Consider the following 18,882-nt stretch of genomic DNA (forward strand, 5'->3'; position numbering starts at 1 on the left):
AAGGCGCTACAAGATCAGATCACCAGCCGTGAGGGCGGTCGCCGTCTCGATATCAATGGAGAGATTGGACGCGCCACTTCCGGTTGTGTCAACATAGAGCCGCCCGACACTCTCGTTGTAGCGCACCTCGCCTGCCACGCCGCTAAAGCTTGAGACAAAGGTCAGCGAGGGGGCGATCCCGGACAGGTCAATCAAATCAACGCCAGCCGTAAAGTCGACGATAATATCGCGATCGGCGCCATGTGGGCTTTGATCGACGGCGGTAAAGACAAAGACGTCGGCCCCCTGCCCGCCGACAAGCCAATCCTGCCCCAAGCCACCAGTTAGGGTGTCATTGCCACGGCCACCAAAAATCCGGTCATTGCCGCTGCCACCAAAGAGCTGATCATTGCCAGAGTTGCCCGCGACCACATCATTGCCGACCCCGGCATAGATCCGGTCATCATCATTGCCACCACGTAGTGAATCATTGCCGGTGCGCCCCAAAAGCAGGTCGCGGTCATTGCCGCCCGACAGCCAATCATTGCCGTCATTGCCGTTCAACGTATCGCGGCCATTGTTGCCATAAAGCGTATCTTGGTCAGCACCGCCTTGGATGTCATCATCGCCGTTACCACCCGTGGCCCGATCACGTCCATTCCCGCCAAAGAGCGCGTCATCACCGTCTTGGCCTAGCATCATGTCGTCACCCGTGTTGCCAGCAATCAGGTCATCCCCCTCACCGCCTTCGAGGCGATCTTGGTCCTCATTGCCGCGCAAGGTGTCGTTTCCGGTGCCGCCAAAGAGCGTGTCGTCACTGCCCCCGGATTCGAGGTGATCATTGCCAGCATCCCCATACAACAGGTCGACTGCGACCCGCGCGGTGATAAAATCATCACCGTCCCCGCCATGAATTTCACTAAAGGCGTTACCAGATCTAATTGTGTCATTCCCGTCCCCGCCATGGATCGTGGCAAAGCCGGCTTCGTAAAGGCCCTGGTCCGCTTCGTTGAATTCTTGGAAGCGATCATAAATATAATCGTCGCCGCCACGGGCATCCAGAATCACATTCGTAAAGAAAAGGATGTCAGAACCATAGGAGCGAGAGTCATAGGACACGATATCATCCGTTTCAAAACCGCCATAAGCGAGATGTATCGGACCATTGCCAAACACAACTTCTTCGAACCCTGTGACAGACCCAACCGGAGACGCCACAACATTTTCTCTCAGAAAATTGCCATCGTAAAACGTCTCGGCCTCCATATCGACGTAGACTCTATTGCTGTCGACCACGACATCGACATCGAAAAACAGGATGTCATATCCGTCCCCCCCGTCGATAGGGTTGGTTCGCTGGTTGGTGAAAACAAGGTCGTCGCCTTCGCCAGCGCGTACGGTTGACCCGGCCCCAAATTGCGCATCGGTAAGGTTCTGCAAAATGTCATTTCCAGGCCCACCATCCAATAAGCCCCCCGAGACGATGCTTTCTAGGGTGTCATCCCCCTCGCCTCCGTACAAAAAGCTTGGATCGAGCGGGGGGCCGAAACGAATATGGCTTGCGTCTAAAAGGAAGTCGTTGCCTGCATCGCCAAACAGTGTGTCCGACCCAATACCACCAAACAAATAGTCATCGCCTGCGCCACCGCGCAGCATATCGTGGCCAGCGCCGCCTTCTAAATAATCGTCGGCATCCCCCCCAACGAGGCTATCTGGGGCAGTGCCGCCCACAAGCACGTCGCGGCCCGCGCCGCCCAAAAGCGTGTCAGCCCCGGAGCCCCCAATCAAGCGGTCGTCACCGGTATGTCCAACCAAAGAATCGGCACCCGAACCGCCCATAACAAGGTCACTGCCTTCGCCGCCGATGACCGTATCGTCACGGGGGCCGGAACGCGCAAGCCCGTCTGACCCTTCGATCTCGATCAGATCCTCTCGGGATGTGCCTTCGATGTCATCGGGGACAAGGCCCACAGTGAAATATTGTACAAACGAGTCCGCTGTCAGGATGTCATTTTGGAGAAGATTCAACTCGGAGTAGATTGCGATCCGCCCGTCTTCTACCCCGATTTCATAGCCGTTTGGAATGACCCCTTCTGGGGTCAGATTGATGATGTCGGTCAAATGTGTTCCGTCCGGAGAAATGATACGCCCCCGCAAGATTCCGTCGTTGATATCGATCCAAGACACGAGCACATTGCCATCCGGCAAGAGATTTAATTCCACGCCACTCAAGTCCCATCTGATCTCCTGATCAAAAGGCACCGCAAACGTCACCGGGACAACGTGTTCACCGGTTTCATCCACGATCGCAACGGCTAAACTATCAGATATGAAATTATCGTCGTACCAGGCAATCATGATATTGCCATTGGGCAAGCCTAAAACCGATTGGATATAGTTGGGACTAACGTCCAAACTTTCGGTCAGCTTGAATTGATTGACCAAAGCACCGTCGAGATCTGTGATCGTTATGAAAATATCCGCACTGTGGACCGCATACCAAGAATAGACCAAGTTGCCATTGGGCAGAGATGAGGCCACAGTGTTGTAATAGGGGGGTTCGTAGGCCGTTCCCGCATTTGTTTCGAAGGGCGCGCTTCCGGGGTTCCTAAACGGATCGCCGACGGGATCACCCGAGGAATCATACACGCGGCTATAAAGGGTATAGCGGTGTTCCTCTTCGGTAATGGTATTGTTATGCACCCAAGTAACAACGTATCCGCCATCGGCCAAAGGGGTAAGTTCGGGCCACACTTGGGCCCCGAAAATGTGGCCCTCATTCACCAGAGTTTCGCCACCAACCGGATTGGCATCGGCGTCATAAACCTGTTGGTAGACACCGAATTGCTGGCTCCAATCTCTCCCTTGTGTCGGCCCGGACTCATAGAAAAAGTGATCTTGGCCAAATGATTGCCAGACAATCACGAATCCACCATCTGGCAGTGCCAAAACGTCGGGTTCGGATTGTGAGAAGTCTGTGGTTGTATTCACCAAAAACGCCGCGCCGATGGGTGTTCCGTCTGGTGCGCTAACGCGCGCCCAAACCTCGGCTTCGCCCGGCCGGCCGCCCCTTGCGGTCCAAGTCAAAACGGAATTGCCGTCATTCAAAACAGTGATTTGGGGATAGTCTGGAGTGCCATTGAAACCGTCAGACAGGTTTATCAGGGGCGTTTGGGGGGCAACAAGGAGGGTTGACATAACGGGACCTTTGGCAATCGGCGGAAACAAATAGCGTTAAACACGTGAAATATCGTGCTTTGCGCGCAAATAATAGGCGAAAACACGATTAAATTGATCAATCCTATGTCGTTTCACCTAAATAAGCAGGTTTCGCAAAATATGCGATTCATAGGTTAAATGTGCATTTGGGGCATCTGAATTAAACAACGCCTTTGGGGGCAGGGAAACAGGTCGCCCATTGGTTTCCTCAAAAAAACCGCCCCCTAGCCTATGCCGATTATCAGGATTGATACCCCGGCACCGCCATTTAAATTGACTATCAATTGACAAATGATGTTGGGTGCCTTGGGCCAATTATCCAATCGGCCCAATTCCCGGCCTTTGCAGGATTATCGAAAGACCACGGTAATCGGTATTCCGCGCAGCATATCTTGGAGATGAGTTGGGCGTTCGGACACGTCAAAGCTGCGGCTTCTGTTCAAACCCCGCCCCAAGATTTTGACAACCTCGGGAGAGCCTGCGAATTTGGAATGGTTGCCCGAGGCGGAATCCTCGATCTCGGACAGGTCAATGGCAACCACCCCAAGATCCGCGAGCTCTTGGGCATTTGAAGCCCCAACTCGTGGCACGCCCCCGGCAATGCGGCGGGAAAACTTGAGGGCGCCATCGTCTTGGGACATCAACACAAACAAGCGATGCGTCTCTGGCCCGATTTCACCAATCTGGGTACGGAACAAATCCATGTCGATGTCAGGAGACGCCAAAACAATGCTGCGCAAGCGTTTCGTCTTGTTCAGCTGACCGCGCTGCACCTGATCGACCATCGCTTCCATCGTCAAAAACGCCCCCATCGAATGGGCAAAGACGTCATAGCCTTCGGCGTTGGTTTGATCGAGAATACGGCCCAATTCCCGTACCTGCGGGCGGGCTATCAGCGCGCTGTTGAGGTCATAAACATAACGGATCAAACTGGCCGCCGAGGCCCAGTCAAACAACACCGGGACACCTTCGAATTCACTGTCCTGAACAAATTGCGCCAAGCGCAGCACCGCGTCGCTGGTGGTGTTGTTGTAGCCATGCACAAAGAACAGGATGTCGCGTTTGCCAGCCGGAAGTCTGGCCAATTCGGCATTCACAGACCTAACAAAGGCCGCTTCGGTGCCATAGCGCACCGGATCGATCACCGCGTATTCCTTGCGCGGATCAGGGGGGAGAACCTTGGGGCGGCGCAATTCGCCGGGCAAACGGTTGGGCGGCACGGAGACCTGAACCGAAGCCAAGCCCAGCTCAGGGGCACGCTTTTCCGAGAAAAACGCCCCGGCCACTTCGGTGGGTTGGCGTGTGGTGGCGAGGAAAACCTTTTGTAACGTCGCCTCTTTGACCGAGGCGACGGGAATTTCGGGGTTGTCGATCCCAATCAGATCGGGCGCGCGGCCACATCCCGTTACCAGCGCAAGCAACACAATCGCGCAGATGGCTACAACTCGTGTGAAGATTGTGTTTTGACCCTGTTCAGCAATCATTTCGCACCCTTTGCCCCATCACCGCCCTCGCCCATTTGGTCGCCCATATGTGTGATGACTCGTCAACTCTACTTAGCCACGTCGACAATGGCATTCCTAACCGCAGGTGCAAAGCCAAATGACCCGATTTCAAGCCAGATAACACATCTGCACCGATCCCCGCCCTTGTGATATGCAACCAAAACGCTTGGTGTCGGTGCGCATTGGCCATGATTAACCACGAATGTCCCCTCCCGCGTCAACTCAACGCTTGACCCGCGCGCGCCACGTGGCAAAACCGCTGAACGAATATGCAAAGGAAGACCCATGGCCCGTGGCACAACCATGACCTCAGCCGAAGCTGATCGCGAGAAGTCCAAAAGCCTTGGATCGCTGCGCGCGCTGTGGCCATTTATGCGCCCTTACCGGGGTCAGATGTTCGCCGCGTTGCTGGCGTTGATCACCACGGCGACCCTGTCGTTGATATTGCCCATGGCGGTGCGCCGGGTGGTCGACAATTTCAGCGTCGAAGACGGGGCCTTGTTGGATCGTTATTTTGGCGCTGCTTTGGCGATTGCCGCGGCTTTGGCTGTGGGGACCGCATTGCGCTACGCTCTTGTCACGCGCTTTGGCGAACGGGTTGTCGCCGACATCCGCAAGGCGGTTTTTGACCGGGTCATCGGCTTGTCGCCGTCCTTTTACGAAAAGACCATGACCGGCGAAGTGCTTAGCCGCATCACCACCGACACGACCTTGATCCTGTCGGTGATTGGCTCGTCCGTTTCCGTCGCTTTGCGCAATGTGCTGATGTTCTTTGGTGGCATGACGTTGATGTTGTTCACCTCGCCCAAGCTCACCGGCTTGGTGTTGCTAATCGTGCCCGCCGTTGTGATCCCGATCATGGTTTTGGGGCGTCGTTTGCGCAAGCTCAGCCGCGAGAATCAGGATTGGATCGCCGAAAGCTCGGGCAATGCGTCCGAGGCGCTAAGCGCCGTCCAAACCGTACAGGCCTATACCCATGAAACCCGGTCGCGCGCACGCTTTGGCGATGTGACCGAAAAAAGCTTTCACTCGGCAGAACAGCGGATCTGGACCCGATCCGTCATGACCGCCATCGTGATTTTCCTTGTCTTTACAGGCGTTGTTGGCGTGCTTTGGATCGGCGCATGGGATGTGCGCGCCGGCGGCATGAGCGCCGGAACCTTGGTGCAATTTGTGATCTTGTCCGTGCTGGTTGCCGGTGCTGTTGGTTCGTTGTCCGAAGTGTTTGGCGAATTGCAACGCGCCGCCGGGGCCACCGAACGCCTTGTTGAACTGCTTCAAGCCGAAGACAGCGTGACCGACCCAGACAGCCCCAAAACCTTGCCCGAACCGGTCAAGGGCGCAATCACCTTTGACGCGGTTAGCTTTTCCTACCCATCGCGCCCGGATGTGGCGACCTTGGACAACATCTCGCTCAGCATTGCGCCGGGGGAAACCGTGGCGCTGGTTGGCCCGTCCGGGGCCGGTAAAACCACGATCATTCAAATGATCCAACGGTTTTATGACCCCTCTCAGGGTCAAATCACCTTGGACGGTATTGCCCTTCCCGACATGACCCGCGCCGATTTCCGCAGCCATATCGCGCTTGTCCCACAAGAGCCGATGATCTTTGCCGCCTCGGCACGTGACAACATCCGCTTTGGTCGCCCCGATGCAAGCGACCGCGAAGTCGAAGCCGCCGCCAAGGCCGCCGCCGCGCATGAGTTCCTCACGACCCTATCGGATGGCTATGACACATGGCTGGGCGAACGCGGTGTGATGCTCTCGGGTGGTCAAAAGCAGCGCGTTGCGATTGCGCGGGCCATCTTGCGTGACGCACCGGTGCTGTTGTTGGACGAGGCCACCTCGGCGCTTGATGCCGAAAGCGAACGCGCGGTGCAATCGGCGGTCGATACCCTGTCGGAAAACCGCACGACGATCATTGTTGCGCACCGTCTGGCCACGGTCAAAAAGGCGGATCGCATTGTGGTTATGGATCACGGTCATGTGGTTGCCCAAGGCACGCATGACGATCTGGTGGCCGAAGGCGGTCTCTATGCCCGCCTTGCCAAAATGCAGTTCACCGATGGCTAAACCAAACCTCTAAATCATACGCCCGATGGGACGGTGGGCGGGGCGATGCTCCTTTAGGAGCGAGCGCCGTTTCACCGGCCAAGTATCATCAGTCAAGTTTCACCGGCCAATTGGCGACGGAACATCGCCGCTCCTGCGTATCACTTGTGATACGATTTCAAAGGAGCCTTCCCATGGCACTCTCGCTTCGCAAATGGGCCACCCCCCTCATCGTCGGGTCCTTTCTTTTGATGGCCGTTTCCGGCGCTTTGATGTTTTTCCACATCGAGCTGGGCTTGCTTGATCCTATTCATGAATGGGCGGGTTGGGTCTTGCTTGTCGCGGCCGTGGCGCATTTGGTACTCAACTGGCGCGCCTTTACCACCTATCTTAAACGCCCTCTCGCCAAGGCAATCATGGGCGGATGCGCCGTGTTGCTTGTCGCGGCCATGCTGGTCCCGGTCTCAGATCAACAAAGCAAAGGCCCCGGCGCGCTGATCAGCACCATGTCAAGCGTCTCCTTGGATAAGCTCGCGCTGGTCGCCGACAAAAGCCTTTCCGAGCTTCAGGCCGATCTTGGTCAGGCCGGGTATGACGGCACAGCGGCCACCGACACCGCGCAATCCTTGGCCGGTGACAATCGCGGGGCGCAGATGGCGCTTTTGAACGCGGCCCTCAAATAAGAACGCACATAGAAAAAGGGCGGAGGCTTTGGCCCCCGCCCTCTTTTTCATCCCATTTCAGGATGAATTATTTCGCGGTGATACGACCGTCTAGTTTCGGTGTCACAGGGCCCATTTTGGCCATGTATTCCGCAGTGACATCCGCCAGATCGGGACCGAAGTCATAGGCGTTTTGCGCGTCACGGAACATTTTGAACCCATCGCCGCCATTGCGCACATAGTTGTTGGACACAACGCCATAGACCTTGGCAAGATCAATCGGCGCGCCACCAACCATCACGTCGGACACACGCTCACCGGCGGGTTTGGACACATCAAAGGCATAGGTCATGCCCGCCACCTGAAGGAAGCGGCCCGCGCCTTCTTCGTGCTGGCTGACTGCGTTTTCAAGCGCCGCCATGATGGTTTCACCCGAGACTTCAAAGGTCGACAGGGTGTTCTGGAACGGCAGCACAGTCAGCACTTCGCCCATGGTCACTTCGCCCGCGTCGATCGAGGCGCGAATGCCGCCACCGTTTTGCACGGCGATTTCAATGCCCTGATCCTTGACCCGGTCAAGCATCGCATCGGCAATGATGTTGCCCATGGCGCATTCCATCGCCCGGCACGACCCGCGCTCGCCATCAATGGCTTCGGCGGTTTCGGCCACAACCTTGTTGCGGATTTCTTCCAATGGGGCGGCGGCTTCGGTGATGCGCGCTTTGGTGCCCGCTTCCTCGGCCACGGAGGCATCCAGAAGGACCGGCTCACCAACGGCTTCGGTGATCACACCCTCGTCGTTAAAAGTGACGTTCAGCTCGCCGAGGAATTTGCCATAGGCATAGGCCTGAACAATCGCCGTGTCGCCGATCATTGTTGGATAGGCACCCGCCGCGCGATCAGAGGTGTTAGACAGCAGGGTGTTTGAGTGCCCGCCAACAATCACGTCAACTCCTGTGGTGCTGGCCGCAACCATTTGGTCCACACCGTAGCCGGAGTGCGAGAGAACAATAATCTTGTTCACGCCCATTTCGGTAAGTTTGTCGACTTCGCCCTGAACCGCTTGCGATGGGTCGGTGAAGGTGATGTTGGGGCCAGGGCTCGCCAGTTCATCGGTGTCATGGGGTGTCAGACCGATCAGGCCGAGCTTTTCGCCACCACGTTCAATCACCGTCGATTTCAGCAGGCTATCGGCCAGCAAAGCTTCGGCCGAAAAATCGGCGTTGGACATCAGGATCGGGAATTCGACCGCGTCAATAAAGCCGCGCAGGACCTCGGGGCCATCATCGAATTCGTGGTTGCCCACGGTCATCGCGTCATAGCCCATCTGGTTCATCATTTCGGCAGCAAGCTTGCCTTTGTAATAGGTGTAAAACAGCGTGCCCTGAAACTGGTCACCGCCGTCCACCAGAATGTGGTTGTTCGACCGGGCCTTGGCCTCGGTGATCGCGGTCTGCAGACGTGCCGAACCACCAAAACATTTGCCCTCGGCGTTGCTTTCTTCGCCGCAACCCGAATCATATTTGCTGATCGGCTCAAAACGGGCATGGAAATCATTGGTGTGCAAAATGGTCAGCGAATAGTCAGCGCTGGCCGCTCCGGCGCACAAAGCAAGCGCCGCGGCGGACGAGAAAAGACGAACAGACATTATTATAACCCCTCTGTCGGTTTTTATTATCACGTTATGCTGCACCCACGCGCACAGCTTGTCAAAGGCTCCGTTACGGCGCAGCGTTCCACCGCCCAATGGCTTTGATCAATAGTTAAGCAATGTTTCGGTTTCGTGTCGGTTTGCCTCTATTCGACCGCACAGCCGACCCATTCGCGGACGCCAACGCCATGAAATTTGCGCTTGACCCTGACACTAGTGTCATAGCGCTAAACCGGCCTCCTCATCAAAACGCGAGACCCTCGCAGATAGGAAAAGACGCAACATGACAGACACATCTATTGGCACAAGTTCGGGTGAAAACAGCTGGCACGGGAAGGTCGCTATTGTCACCGGAGGCAGTTCCGGGATCGGCAAAGCCACGGCGCTCGCGCTGGTTCAAAACGGGGCAAATGTGCTGATCACCGGGCGGGATGGTGCCAAGCTCGCCGAGGTCGCGGAGATCAGCGATGCGATTGAAACGGTCACAGCCGACAGCGCCGACCCAAATAGTGCCGCGCGGATTGTTGACGCCGCAACGGGGCGCTGGGGCCGGTTGGATTTGATCGTCAACAACGCCGGTGCGGGCCATCCGCTCCCCTCGGGTGATTATGATGCCGAGGCCATTGCCAAAATGGCGGCGATCAACATCACGGCGCCATCTCTTTTGGTCAAAGCCGGTCAGGCCGCCTTGCGCGATAGCAAAGGTGCCATCGTCAACATTGGCACGGCCGTGTCGCGCAACGCCATTCCGATGCTAGCCCATTACGGCGCCACCAAAACCGCGCTAGAAAGCTTGACCCGCGCCTGGGCCATGGAATTTGCGCCCGACCACATTCGGGTCAACGCAATTGCCCCCGGCCCGGTCAAGAGCAACGCCTTAACGGGGATGATGGGCTTGCCCAGCGAAATGGCGCAACAGGTCGAAGCCCAAGAAGCCGCGCAAATCCCGCTTGGACGACGCGGAACACCCGATGATATTGTTCCGTGGATTTTGCGTTTGGGCAGCCCGGACAATGCATGGTTGACGGGTCAAGTTCTAACGATCGACGGTGGTTGGTCCCTTCGAACTTAAGACAATAGGGTGGTCGGGGGGATTTCACCGCCCCGGCCCCCTTTGAATGAGGCTAAAGCCGCCTAATTAAAGATAGGCATTGGTAGGAAAGGCACCGACATGCAGGCCAAAGAAGCGGCAGATACGCTTGGGATTTCTCAACGCATTTTACGTCACTATGAAAAAGAAGGGTTGATGGAGGTTGGGCGTCAGCTCAACGGTTACCGTCATTATAGCGCGGCGGACCTGCGCCGTGCCGCGCGCATTCGCGACTTTATCGCAACCGGGTTCTCCACCCGTGAAATCCGGGGCATGGCCGCCTGCCTATCAGATGACGGCGCAGGCCCTTGTGACGATGGCATCGAAAAAATGACCGAAAAGCTAGAACATATTGATCGCTTGCTATCGGATTTGACAGATCGCCGGGCCGCAGTCGTTGACCGGCTCAACTCCCTTCAATCCGATCTTGAGCCACGCTCGGTTGTCGCCAAAACCACGGGCTAACGCCGGTTAGGGGCAAATTGGTCGGACGTCACCGCGCTGATGCACCTAATCCTCGGCGCGTTGTGGCCAATGCGCTTGACCCGCCCCCCGTCGCACGGCATCACGCCCACATGCTGATCTACAAAATCCTCCGGGCCCCGGAATGGGCCGATTTGCAGGCCAAAGGCGAAACCGCCGGCGCGCCGATTGATGTCTCTGATGGCTTTGTGCATTTCTCGACCGCCGAGCAGGCACGCGAAACCGCCGCCAAGCATTTTAGCGATGAAACCGATCTGACGTTGGCGGCCTTGGACGCCGAGGCATTGGGTGCGGCGTTGAAATGGGAAGTGTCGCGCGGTGGCGCTAAATTCCCGCATCTTTATGCGCCATTGCGTGTCGCCGACATTCTGTGGACCCGCGATTTGCCGCTTGGCCCCGACGGGCATCAGTTCCCGGAGGAGATGGTATGAAAGCGCTCGAAAACCTAGGCATGGGCCTGTTGCGCAAGCTTGATCCGGAAACCTCGCATGGGGTGGCGCTCAAGGCGCTGAACCTTGGTCTGGCGCCCTTGCCCGGTCTGGTGACATCTGAACGCTTGCGCTGTTCGGTGGCGGGGATGAACATGGCCAACCCGATTGGCATTGCCGCCGGGTTCGACAAAAACGCCGAGGCGTTGCACGCCCTTTCACGCGCCGGATTTGGCTTTGTCGAAGTGGGGGCCGTGACGCCGCGCGCCCAACCCGGCAACCCCAAGCCCCGCCTGTTCCGGCTGAGCGAAGACCGCGCCGCGATCAACCGCTTTGGCTTCAACAACGAAGGCATGGAGGCCGCCGCCGCGCGGCTTGCCAAACGCCCGCGCGACATGGTTTTGGGCCTCAACCTTGGGGCCAACAAAGACAGCGATGACCGCGCCGACGATTTCGCCAAAGTTCTAAGCCGCTGTGGCGCGCATCTGGATTTCGCCACGGTCAATGTCAGCTCTCCCAACACTGAAAAGCTACGCGATTTGCAGGGCAAAGAGGCGCTTGCGGCGCTTTTGGCCGGGGTGATGGAGGCGCGAGCCGCGCTTGACACGCCAATCCCGGTGTTCTTGAAAATCGCCCCCGATCTGGACGAACAGGGGTTGCAGGATGTGGCCGAAGTGGCGCTGGCGTCTGGTGTGGCCGGGGTGATCGCCACCAACACGACGCTGTCGCGCGACGGATTAAAATCGGAGCACAAAGGCGAAATGGGCGGGCTTTCGGGGCAACCCCTTTTTGAAAAATCCACCCGCGTTTTGGCGCAATTGTCGGTTTTGACCGAGGGCAAGCTGCCCCTTATTGGGGTTGGTGGCGTTGGATCGGCCCAGCAAGCCTATGAGAAAATCCGCGCCGGGGCCTCGGCGGTACAGCTTTATACGGCGCTGGTCTATGGCGGTTTGACCTTGGGGGCCGAGATCGCCCGTGGGTTGGATCAGCTCTTGGCCCGCGATGGGTTCGCCAATGTCGCCGATGCGGTTGGCAGTGGACGGGAGGCATGGACATGATCCTTTGGCACAATCCACGCTGTTCGAAATCGCGCCAAACCCTTGCGCTGCTTGAGGAAAAGGGCGTGACACCCGAGATACGCAAATACCTTGAGGATGCGCCAAGTTTGGACGAGTTAAAGGCCGCACAGGCCGCGCTTGGCCTGCCTGTGATCAAGATGATGCGGGTCAAAGAGGCCGCGTTCAAAGACATGGGTCTCCGCAAAGACAGTGATGACGCGGTGTTGTTGCAGGCCATGGCGGATCAGCCAAAGCTGATCGAACGCCCGATCCTGTTTGCCGGTGACAAAGCCGCCATTGGCCGCCCGCCGGAACAGGTTTTGACAGTGCTATAAGACAAAGCCCCGGTTAAGGGCCGGGGCTTTTTGCTAAAGCTTGGGGATTTCGCGGCTGGCTTTGGCGGCATTCACAAAGCGCGCAATCAAATCGGCATCCTTGCGCCCCGGCACGCTTTCGACACCGGATGAGACATCCACCTGTGTCGCGCCGGTCAATTCCACCGCGCGGGCCACGTTGTCCGGGGTCAGCCCACCGGCCAGCATCCAAGGCCGAGACCAGCGACGCCCGGCAATCAGTTTCCAATCAAAGGCCAAGCCATTGCCACCGGGCAGATCCGCGCCCTTTGCCGCCTTGGCATCAACCAAGATTTGATCGCAAACCTGTTCGTAAACCGCGAGCTGGGGCAGATCATCAGCACCGGCAACGCCCACGGCCTTCATCACTGGCAACCCATAGCGCGCCCTGATCTCAGACACGCGTTCGGGCGTTTCCTTGCCATGCAATTGCAAAATGTCGATGGCAACATTGCCGGTGATCTCATCAAGCAAAGCATTGTCGGCATTCACAACCAACGCCACTTTGGCCAAGCCAATGGGGCACTCAACCGCGAGATCGCGCGCCTGCGCCACGCTCACGTTGCGCGGTGATTTTGGGAAAAACACAAAACCGGCATAGGCGGCTCCGGCCTGAGCAACCGCCGTGACGTCATCCGATGTGCTCAACCCACAGATTTTGACGCGAACATCCATCCCGCGCACCCTCGCTTCTTCTTTCAACAAATATCCCAGGGGTGAATTGCTTGAAAAGCAAGAGGGGGCAGCGCCCCCTCCCCCAGCCCATCTCGGGCAACAATTTGAGTAGGATCAGCTTGCTTGGTCAAGCAGAGCCAGAACCTCATCCTTGTCTTTGTCACGCTCGGCCTGAGTTTTCTTCAACTCACGCTCAAGCTTGCGTACCTGCGCGCCCTTTTGGGCGGCTTCGGCGCGATGCTTGTGCTCATGGAACCATTCCAGGATTTCCCCCAGAACAACGCCAAGCACCAAGCTGCCCAGAACAACCGCGAACAATGGCAACTCGATCGAATGCGCCAGCCATCCCATACCGGGAATGCCAGCCACTCCCTCGGGCAAGGTGTTCAATGTCACCATGCCCAAATTGGCCACAGAGACCGTGATCAAGATAATGGCGAGGGCCGCATAGAAAGCGTAGCGAATGTAACGCATCGATTATTTTCCGTTCAGGCGGTCCCGCAGCAGCTTGCCGGTCTTGAAGAAGGGCACGTGCTTTTCCTCGACCTCAACCGATTCCCCTGTACGAGGATTGCGGCCGGTGCGCGCGTCCCGCTTCTTGACCGAAAACGCCCCGAAGCCCCGCAACTCGACCCGGTCGCCCCGAGCCATGGCATTGGTAATCTCTTCGAAGATCGTATTGACGATCCGTTCCACATCCCGCTGATACAGGTGTGGATTGTCATCTGCAATCTTCTGGATCAATTCTGACCTAATCATGGCCTCGTTTCCCCCCTGAGGTACGACTTTGCGTACTTTGATATGGCTCGACTATAAGACGGCTAATCCATTCCGAAAACTCTTCAATCGCGGAAAAAGTCATGTTTTGCAGCTATTTGACAAGAAATCTCGTCGCATGCTGTCAAAAACGGCACTGAAAGGGGGCTGATGGCGACTATGCAGGCGCAGCATTCCCTGCGGCGATTCGCCGTGACTTCGTGGCGATCCGGGCTCTACTTAGCTTGAAAACGGCAAGCATTCCGACTAGCTCGTGTGCAAATACAGGAGGTTTGATGTCCTGATTGGGCCGGGTGCCACCACACCCATGAACATTGCCACGTATGTGAACCGGCTGGTTGCCGGGCCAAAGCGTGTATCCAATTCAAAACTGGCGAGTCTTGCCCCTGCCAAACGAGATATCAAAACCATGATTAGACCCTATCACCCCACATCCGACGATGATGCTATTGTCGACATCTACCTTGCGGCCAGCCGTCAGGCGCATAGCTTTTTGTCCGAGGAATTCTGGGCCAAAGAAGCGATCAATGTGCGCGAAATCTATTTGCCGAACGCCGAAACCTATGTCGCCACGCAAGACGACATTGTCACCGGGTTCATCGCGCTATTGGGGACAGAAGTCGGCGGATTTTTCGTCAATCCCGAGCGTCAGAGCGCGGGGCAAGGGCGGGCCTTACTGGCCCATGCCCTAAGCAAACATCCGGTTCTGGAACTCGACGTGTTCAAGGACAACCCGATCGGGCGGCGTTTTTATGCGCGTTTCGGATTTGAAGAGCTGGGCGAGCGGTTTGACGACTACACCCAGCAGCAGGTTATTCGCCTGCGCTATGACAGCACCACCCTTTGAAGGTTCAGGGCCCTGCCACGTGGTGGGGCCCTATTTACAGGTCGCCTCAAACACTTTGAGCCCTTGGGAATTGCGACCTTTGACCTTGAAGCTCGCCAATGGTTTGCCAATTTGCCCACAGTTCTTGGCGGCCTCGGTCTGAACCTGCCCCGGTTCCCATTCGCTGCCAAAGACACCGATCATCATGTGAACGCCGGACTCAACCTTGAATTTCATTTTCAACGTGTCCGCCCCGGCAGCAAAGACCGGCATGGCCAAAAAAGCCAAAACACATCCACCCATCAATCGTTTCATAACGCCCCCAAAAATCGCACTGCTATAATGTGATCAGACTATGGGCGGCGGCTGGGCGAGTGCAACTCAATTTTAGAGGAGAAAGACATCTCCTGTGCCCGTTTAGCGAATATCATAGTCGCGCGCCAAACCCCGGCACCCAAGCGTTAGAACATACCATTTTCGTTGGCACTGTTGTCGGGAAGGACCTGTAGCACGTCCCAATGCTCAACGATCTTGCCGGTGTCATCGAGACGAAAGATGTCGATGCCCGCGTATTCAAGACCATCTGGCCAAATCTGATGGCAGTGCAACACAACGTATTGGCCTTCGGCAATGGCACGTTTCACCTCAACCCGTTTGCCGGGGTACTCAGTCGCCATCCGTTCGAAATAGGCGACAAAGGCCGCTTTGCCATCGCCAACATGCGGGTTGTGTTGGATGTACTCCGCCCCGGCATAGGTCGCGATGGCCTCGGCGGGCCGGCAATCGTTGAACATCATCTCGTAAAACGCGATGACATTCGCTTTGTCTTTGTCTGATGTTCGATCAGTTTCGGGGGCGCGTGACATGATGGGTGTCCTCTTGTTTGCAAGGGCGCACCCGACGCCTCGCAAGACGAAGGGTGCGACGAGATTAGAACTTGCCGTTCTCATGAGCCATATCAGCGGGGATCTCCGAAACGGTGTCCCAGTGCTCGACAATCTTGCCATCCGCAACGCGGAAGAGGTCAAAGAATGCCGTCGGGGTGTCACCAATCGTACCCTCGGACGCAGCAAACACAAAATTGCCCTGACCGACAACAATATGAGTTTCAGAATAGGCCATCGCCTGACCAGCCTCGGCCATTGCGGTCAATGCCGCACCAAGCCCATCCAACCCATCACCAACCAATGGATTGTGCTGGAGGTAAAGCTCGGGCGAGATGTAGGTGGTAATCCGCTCCGGGGCACCACCGTGCAAAACGTCGGCAATAAACCCTTTTACCAGTGCCTTGTTCTCACCTGTGAGGGCCAGATCGACAACTTCGGTCGGCCCATCTGTCATTGAGCGGCCCGACGCGGTTTCGGTTGGCGGGACCTGAAGGTTGTCCCAATGTTCAACAACCCGGCCATCTTGGACCCGAAACACGTCAAACGCCACGAGGGTTTCTGCGCCAAGGGCCTGCGCATTGGCATAGGTATTGTGCAAGACAACCATGTCGCCTTCGCTCAGAACGCGGTGCGTTGTCAGGGCAATTCCGCTTTGCTCCAACCCTGGAATAAAACCAAGAACGGGGGCCGCCCCGGTTGGCACCGCGGTGTTGTGTTGGATGTAGTCAGGGGCCAACAACCCTTTGGCGGTATCGACGTCAAAGTCGGTGAAAATTGCGGCCACTGCGGCGAGGACGAGGTCTTGTGCGGTCATTTTGGTGCTCCATTCAACCGTTGTGAGGAGATGATTCCTTCGGTATGAAATGAAGTATCAAATCTGCACCTAGTATCAATTACGCACTATATAGGAACCAAGTATGCTTAAGGTAACCGCCGTATCCAAAGCCGAGGTCGATGGCTGTCCTGTTCGACAAGTTCTGTCGAAGGTGACGGGGAAATGGCAGATGTTGATCGTGCTGGCGCTTGAGGATGGGACGTTGCGGTTTGGAGAGTTGAAACGAACCGTTGGCGACATCACACAACGTGTTCTGACCGAAAACCTGCGAAGCCTTGAACGAGACGGCTATCTGACGCGCGACGTGGACGCCGGACCACCCGTTGCCGTTCGATACACTTTGACTGATATGGGGCAAGAGCTCTTGCCGCTGCTCAAAGCGCTGACGGGCTGGGCGGCCAGCAGGCACAGTGACGTCGCGCGATCACGGGCGGCCTTTGATCAACAAGAATAATGGGCGCTTTGCCGAAAATGCATGCGGCTAAAGCGCCATTCGCAAAACCGCCCAAAAGCAAAAGGCCCCGGATTTCTCCGAGGCCTTTCGAGTTTTCAAAGGGGTGAACGATTACTCGTCGCCGCTCTTCAGAGCTGCGCCCAGGATGTCGCCCAAGGACGCACCGGAGTCGGAGGAACCATACTGTTCCACGGCTTCTTTTTCTTCTGCGATTTCGCGCGCTTTGATCGACAGGCCAAGACGACGTGTCTTGGAATCGATGTTGGTTACGCGAACGTCGATTTTGTCACCAACATTGAAGCGCTCTGGGCGCTGCTCTGCACGGTCACGCGACAGGTCGGAGCGGCGGATGAAGGATTTCATGCCTTCGTATTCCACTTCGACGCCACCATCTTCGATGGCTGTCACTTCGACGGTTACGATCGAGCCGCGCTTCACGCCGCCAACCGCATCTGCGAACTTGTCGCCGCCCAAGGCTTTGATCGAAAGCGAGATACGCTCTTTTTCGATGTCGACTTCGGAGACAACGGCCTGAACCACGTCGTTCTTGTGGTAGCTCTGGATCGCATCTTCGCCGCGCTCGTCCCAGGACAAGTCGGAGAGGTGAACCATGCCGTCGATGTCGCCTTCGAGGCCAATGAACAGGCCGAATTCGGTGATGTTCTTGACTTCGCCTTCAACCTGAGTGCCCTCAGGATAGGTTTCAGCGAACTGCTCCCATGGGTTGCGCATGGTCTGCTTGAGACCAAGGGAAACGCGGCGCTTGGAGCCGTCGATTTCCAGAACCATGACGTCAACTTCTTGCGAGGTCGAAACGATCTTGCCGGGGTGAACGTTCTTTTTGGTCCAAGACATTTCGGACACGTGAACCAGACCTTCAACGCCGGGCTCAAGCTCAACAAATGCACCGTAATCGGTGATGTTGGTGACGCGGCCTTTGTGGACCGATGCCAATGGGTACTTGGCGCCAACCAGATCCCATGGGTCTTCCTGCAGCTGTTTCATGCCGAGGGAGATACGGTGGGTCTCTTTGTTGATCTTGATGACCTGAACCTTGACGGTTTCGCCAATTGTCAGAATCTCGGATGGGTGGTTCACACGGCGCCATGCCATGTCGGTGACGTGCAGAAGGCCGTCAACACCGCCGAGGTCAACAAACGCACCGTATTCGGTGATGTTCTTGACGACACCATCAACGGAATCACCTTCTTGCAGCTTGCCGATAACTTCGGCGCGCTGTTCGGCACGGGATTCTTCGAGGATCGCACGACGCGATACAACGATGTTACCACGGCGACGGTCCATTTTCAGGATTTGGAACGGCTGCTTGAGACCCATCAATGGGCCAGCGTCACGCACGGGGCGCACGTCAACCTGCGAACCGGGCAAGAACGCAACTGCGCCACCCAGATCAACAGTGAAGCCACCTTTGACGCGGCCAAAGATTGCACCTTCGACGCGGGCGTCGTCGGCGTAAGCTTTTTCCAGGCGATCCCAGGCTTCTTCACGGCGCGCCATCTCGCGCGAGATAACGGCTTCGCCTTTGGCGTTCTCGGCGGAGCGGAGGTAAACCTCGACTTCGTCGCCAACATTTACGCTAGGGGCTTCGCCGGGTTCTGCGAATTCTTTAAGTTCAACGCGGCCTTCCATCTTGTAGCCTACGTCGATAATGGCTTGGCCCGCTTCAATTGCGATAACCTTACCTTTGACAACCGAACCTTCTTCCGGTGTGTCCATTTCGAGGCTCTCGTTCAAGAGGGCTTCGAATTCTTCCATTGTTGCATCAGCCATGTGGCGTCAAATCCTTTACATTGGTTTATTCGGGCCGCGCGGTTGTCTCCACGGGTCTTAGTTTCGTTGTTTCTGGGGCCGTCATATGTAGCGTGCAGATGCGGTGAAAAACACAAACAAGAAGGGCCGGAGGCAATCCCCAGGCCCTGCTCACCAC

At 56.7% G+C, this 18,882-nt stretch carries 19 protein-coding genes; 9 read left to right on the forward strand and 10 right to left on the reverse strand.

The annotated features are described in order from the left end of the window. Positions 1–6: 6 nt before the first annotated feature. Positions 7–3,177 (reverse strand): calcium-binding protein, encoded by a 3,171-nt coding sequence (locus Q1A43_RS15470; RefSeq protein ID WP_299936639.1) that lies wholly within the window; start codon positions 3,175–3,177, stop codon positions 7–9. A gap of 371 nt (positions 3,178–3,548) precedes the next feature. Continuing rightward, a complete protein-coding gene (locus tag Q1A43_RS15475) occupies positions 3,549–4,682 on the reverse strand; it encodes an alpha/beta hydrolase (protein WP_299936642.1) in 1,134 nt (377 codons plus the stop codon). Between the two features lie 306 nt (positions 4,683–4,988). Here Q1A43_RS15475 and Q1A43_RS15480 point away from each other — a divergent pair, with 306 nt between their 5' ends. Beyond that, a complete protein-coding gene (locus tag Q1A43_RS15480) occupies positions 4,989–6,776 on the forward strand; it encodes an ABC transporter transmembrane domain-containing protein (RefSeq protein WP_299936645.1) in 1,788 nt (595 codons plus the stop codon). Positions 6,777–6,949: 173 nt separating this feature from the next. Further along, positions 6,950–7,438, forward strand: coding sequence for a DUF4405 domain-containing protein (locus Q1A43_RS15485; RefSeq protein WP_299936648.1), 489 nt, complete (start codon positions 6,950–6,952; stop codon positions 7,436–7,438). Positions 7,439–7,505: 67 nt separating this feature from the next. Here Q1A43_RS15485 and Q1A43_RS15490 read toward each other — a convergent pair whose 3' ends face one another. Beyond that, positions 7,506–9,065, reverse strand: a complete 1,560-nt coding sequence (locus Q1A43_RS15490; protein WP_299922801.1) for a bifunctional metallophosphatase/5'-nucleotidase — start codon at positions 9,063–9,065, stop codon at positions 7,506–7,508. 286 nt (positions 9,066–9,351) lie between these two features. Here Q1A43_RS15490 and Q1A43_RS15495 point away from each other — a divergent pair, with 286 nt between their 5' ends. The 5 genes from Q1A43_RS15495 (at position 9,352) to arsC (ending at position 12,462) form a co-directional block, all read left to right on the forward strand. Further along, positions 9,352–10,140 carry an SDR family oxidoreductase gene (locus Q1A43_RS15495; protein WP_299936651.1) on the forward strand — a complete coding sequence of 263 codons (789 nt, stop codon included), beginning with the start codon at positions 9,352–9,354 and terminating at the stop codon, positions 10,138–10,140. 99 nt (positions 10,141–10,239) lie between these two features. Continuing rightward, on the forward strand, positions 10,240–10,623 hold the full coding sequence (locus Q1A43_RS15500) for a MerR family transcriptional regulator (protein WP_299936653.1): 384 nt from the start codon (positions 10,240–10,242) through the stop codon (positions 10,621–10,623). A gap of 110 nt (positions 10,624–10,733) precedes the next feature. Further along, positions 10,734–11,072 carry a DUF952 domain-containing protein gene (locus Q1A43_RS15505; RefSeq protein ID WP_299936655.1) on the forward strand — a complete coding sequence of 113 codons (339 nt, stop codon included), beginning with the start codon at positions 10,734–10,736 and terminating at the stop codon, positions 11,070–11,072. Beyond that, entirely contained in the window at positions 11,069–12,127 is a 1,059-nt protein-coding gene (locus tag Q1A43_RS15510) for a quinone-dependent dihydroorotate dehydrogenase (protein ID WP_299922796.1), read from the forward strand. The genes Q1A43_RS15505 and Q1A43_RS15510 overlap by 4 nt, the downstream gene beginning before the upstream one ends. After that, complete coding sequence (gene arsC, locus Q1A43_RS15515) at positions 12,124–12,462, forward strand: arsenate reductase (glutaredoxin) (RefSeq protein WP_299936658.1); 339 nt, start codon at positions 12,124–12,126, stop codon at positions 12,460–12,462. Before Q1A43_RS15510 ends, arsC begins: the two co-directional genes overlap by 4 nt. Positions 12,463–12,495: 33 nt before the next feature. Here arsC and Q1A43_RS15520 read toward each other — a convergent pair whose 3' ends face one another. From Q1A43_RS15520 to ihfB, 3 genes are all read right to left on the reverse strand, one after another. Further along, positions 12,496–13,155, reverse strand: coding sequence for a phosphoribosylanthranilate isomerase (locus tag Q1A43_RS15520; RefSeq protein WP_299936660.1), 660 nt, complete (start codon positions 13,153–13,155; stop codon positions 12,496–12,498). A gap of 114 nt (positions 13,156–13,269) precedes the next feature. Continuing rightward, on the reverse strand, positions 13,270–13,629 hold the full coding sequence (locus tag Q1A43_RS15525) for a LapA family protein (protein WP_299922792.1): 360 nt from the start codon (positions 13,627–13,629) through the stop codon (positions 13,270–13,272). Positions 13,630–13,632: 3 nt separating this feature from the next. Continuing rightward, positions 13,633–13,914 (reverse strand): integration host factor subunit beta, encoded by a 282-nt coding sequence (gene ihfB, locus Q1A43_RS15530; RefSeq protein ID WP_299922790.1) that lies wholly within the window; start codon positions 13,912–13,914, stop codon positions 13,633–13,635. A gap of 325 nt (positions 13,915–14,239) precedes the next feature. Here ihfB and Q1A43_RS15535 point away from each other — a divergent pair, with 325 nt between their 5' ends. Then, positions 14,240–14,779, forward strand: coding sequence for a GNAT family N-acetyltransferase (locus Q1A43_RS15535; protein ID WP_299936662.1), 540 nt, complete (start codon positions 14,240–14,242; stop codon positions 14,777–14,779). A gap of 30 nt (positions 14,780–14,809) precedes the next feature. Here Q1A43_RS15535 and Q1A43_RS15540 read toward each other — a convergent pair whose 3' ends face one another. The 3 genes from Q1A43_RS15540 to Q1A43_RS15550 all read right to left on the reverse strand — a co-directional run bounded on the left by Q1A43_RS15540 (position 14,810) and on the right by Q1A43_RS15550 (position 16,459). Continuing rightward, positions 14,810–15,073, reverse strand: a complete 264-nt coding sequence (locus Q1A43_RS15540) for a hypothetical protein (RefSeq protein ID WP_299922786.1) — start codon at positions 15,071–15,073, stop codon at positions 14,810–14,812. 146 nt (positions 15,074–15,219) lie between these two features. Further along, a complete protein-coding gene (locus tag Q1A43_RS15545) occupies positions 15,220–15,624 on the reverse strand; it encodes a nuclear transport factor 2 family protein (RefSeq protein WP_299936664.1) in 405 nt (134 codons plus the stop codon). Between the two features lie 64 nt (positions 15,625–15,688). Beyond that, positions 15,689–16,459, reverse strand: coding sequence for a nuclear transport factor 2 family protein (locus Q1A43_RS15550; protein WP_299936667.1), 771 nt, complete (start codon positions 16,457–16,459; stop codon positions 15,689–15,691). Positions 16,460–16,562: 103 nt separating this feature from the next. On the opposite strand from Q1A43_RS15550, the gene Q1A43_RS15555 reads away from it, so the two are divergent. Next, the gene (locus tag Q1A43_RS15555; RefSeq protein WP_299936669.1) at positions 16,563–16,934 is read left to right on the forward strand and encodes a helix-turn-helix domain-containing protein; all 372 of its coding nucleotides are present in this window, start codon (positions 16,563–16,565) and stop codon (positions 16,932–16,934) included. A 111-nt stretch (positions 16,935–17,045) separates the two neighbouring features. Here the strand turns inward: Q1A43_RS15555 and rpsA are convergent, their stop codons facing one another. Continuing rightward, positions 17,046–18,725 (reverse strand): 30S ribosomal protein S1, encoded by a 1,680-nt coding sequence (gene rpsA, locus Q1A43_RS15560; protein ID WP_299922779.1) that lies wholly within the window; start codon positions 18,723–18,725, stop codon positions 17,046–17,048. Between the last annotated feature and the right edge of the window lie 157 nt (positions 18,726–18,882).

This window comes from uncultured Pelagimonas sp. (assembly GCF_947498515.1).
Taxonomy (GTDB): Bacteria; Pseudomonadota; Alphaproteobacteria; order Rhodobacterales; family Rhodobacteraceae; genus Pelagimonas.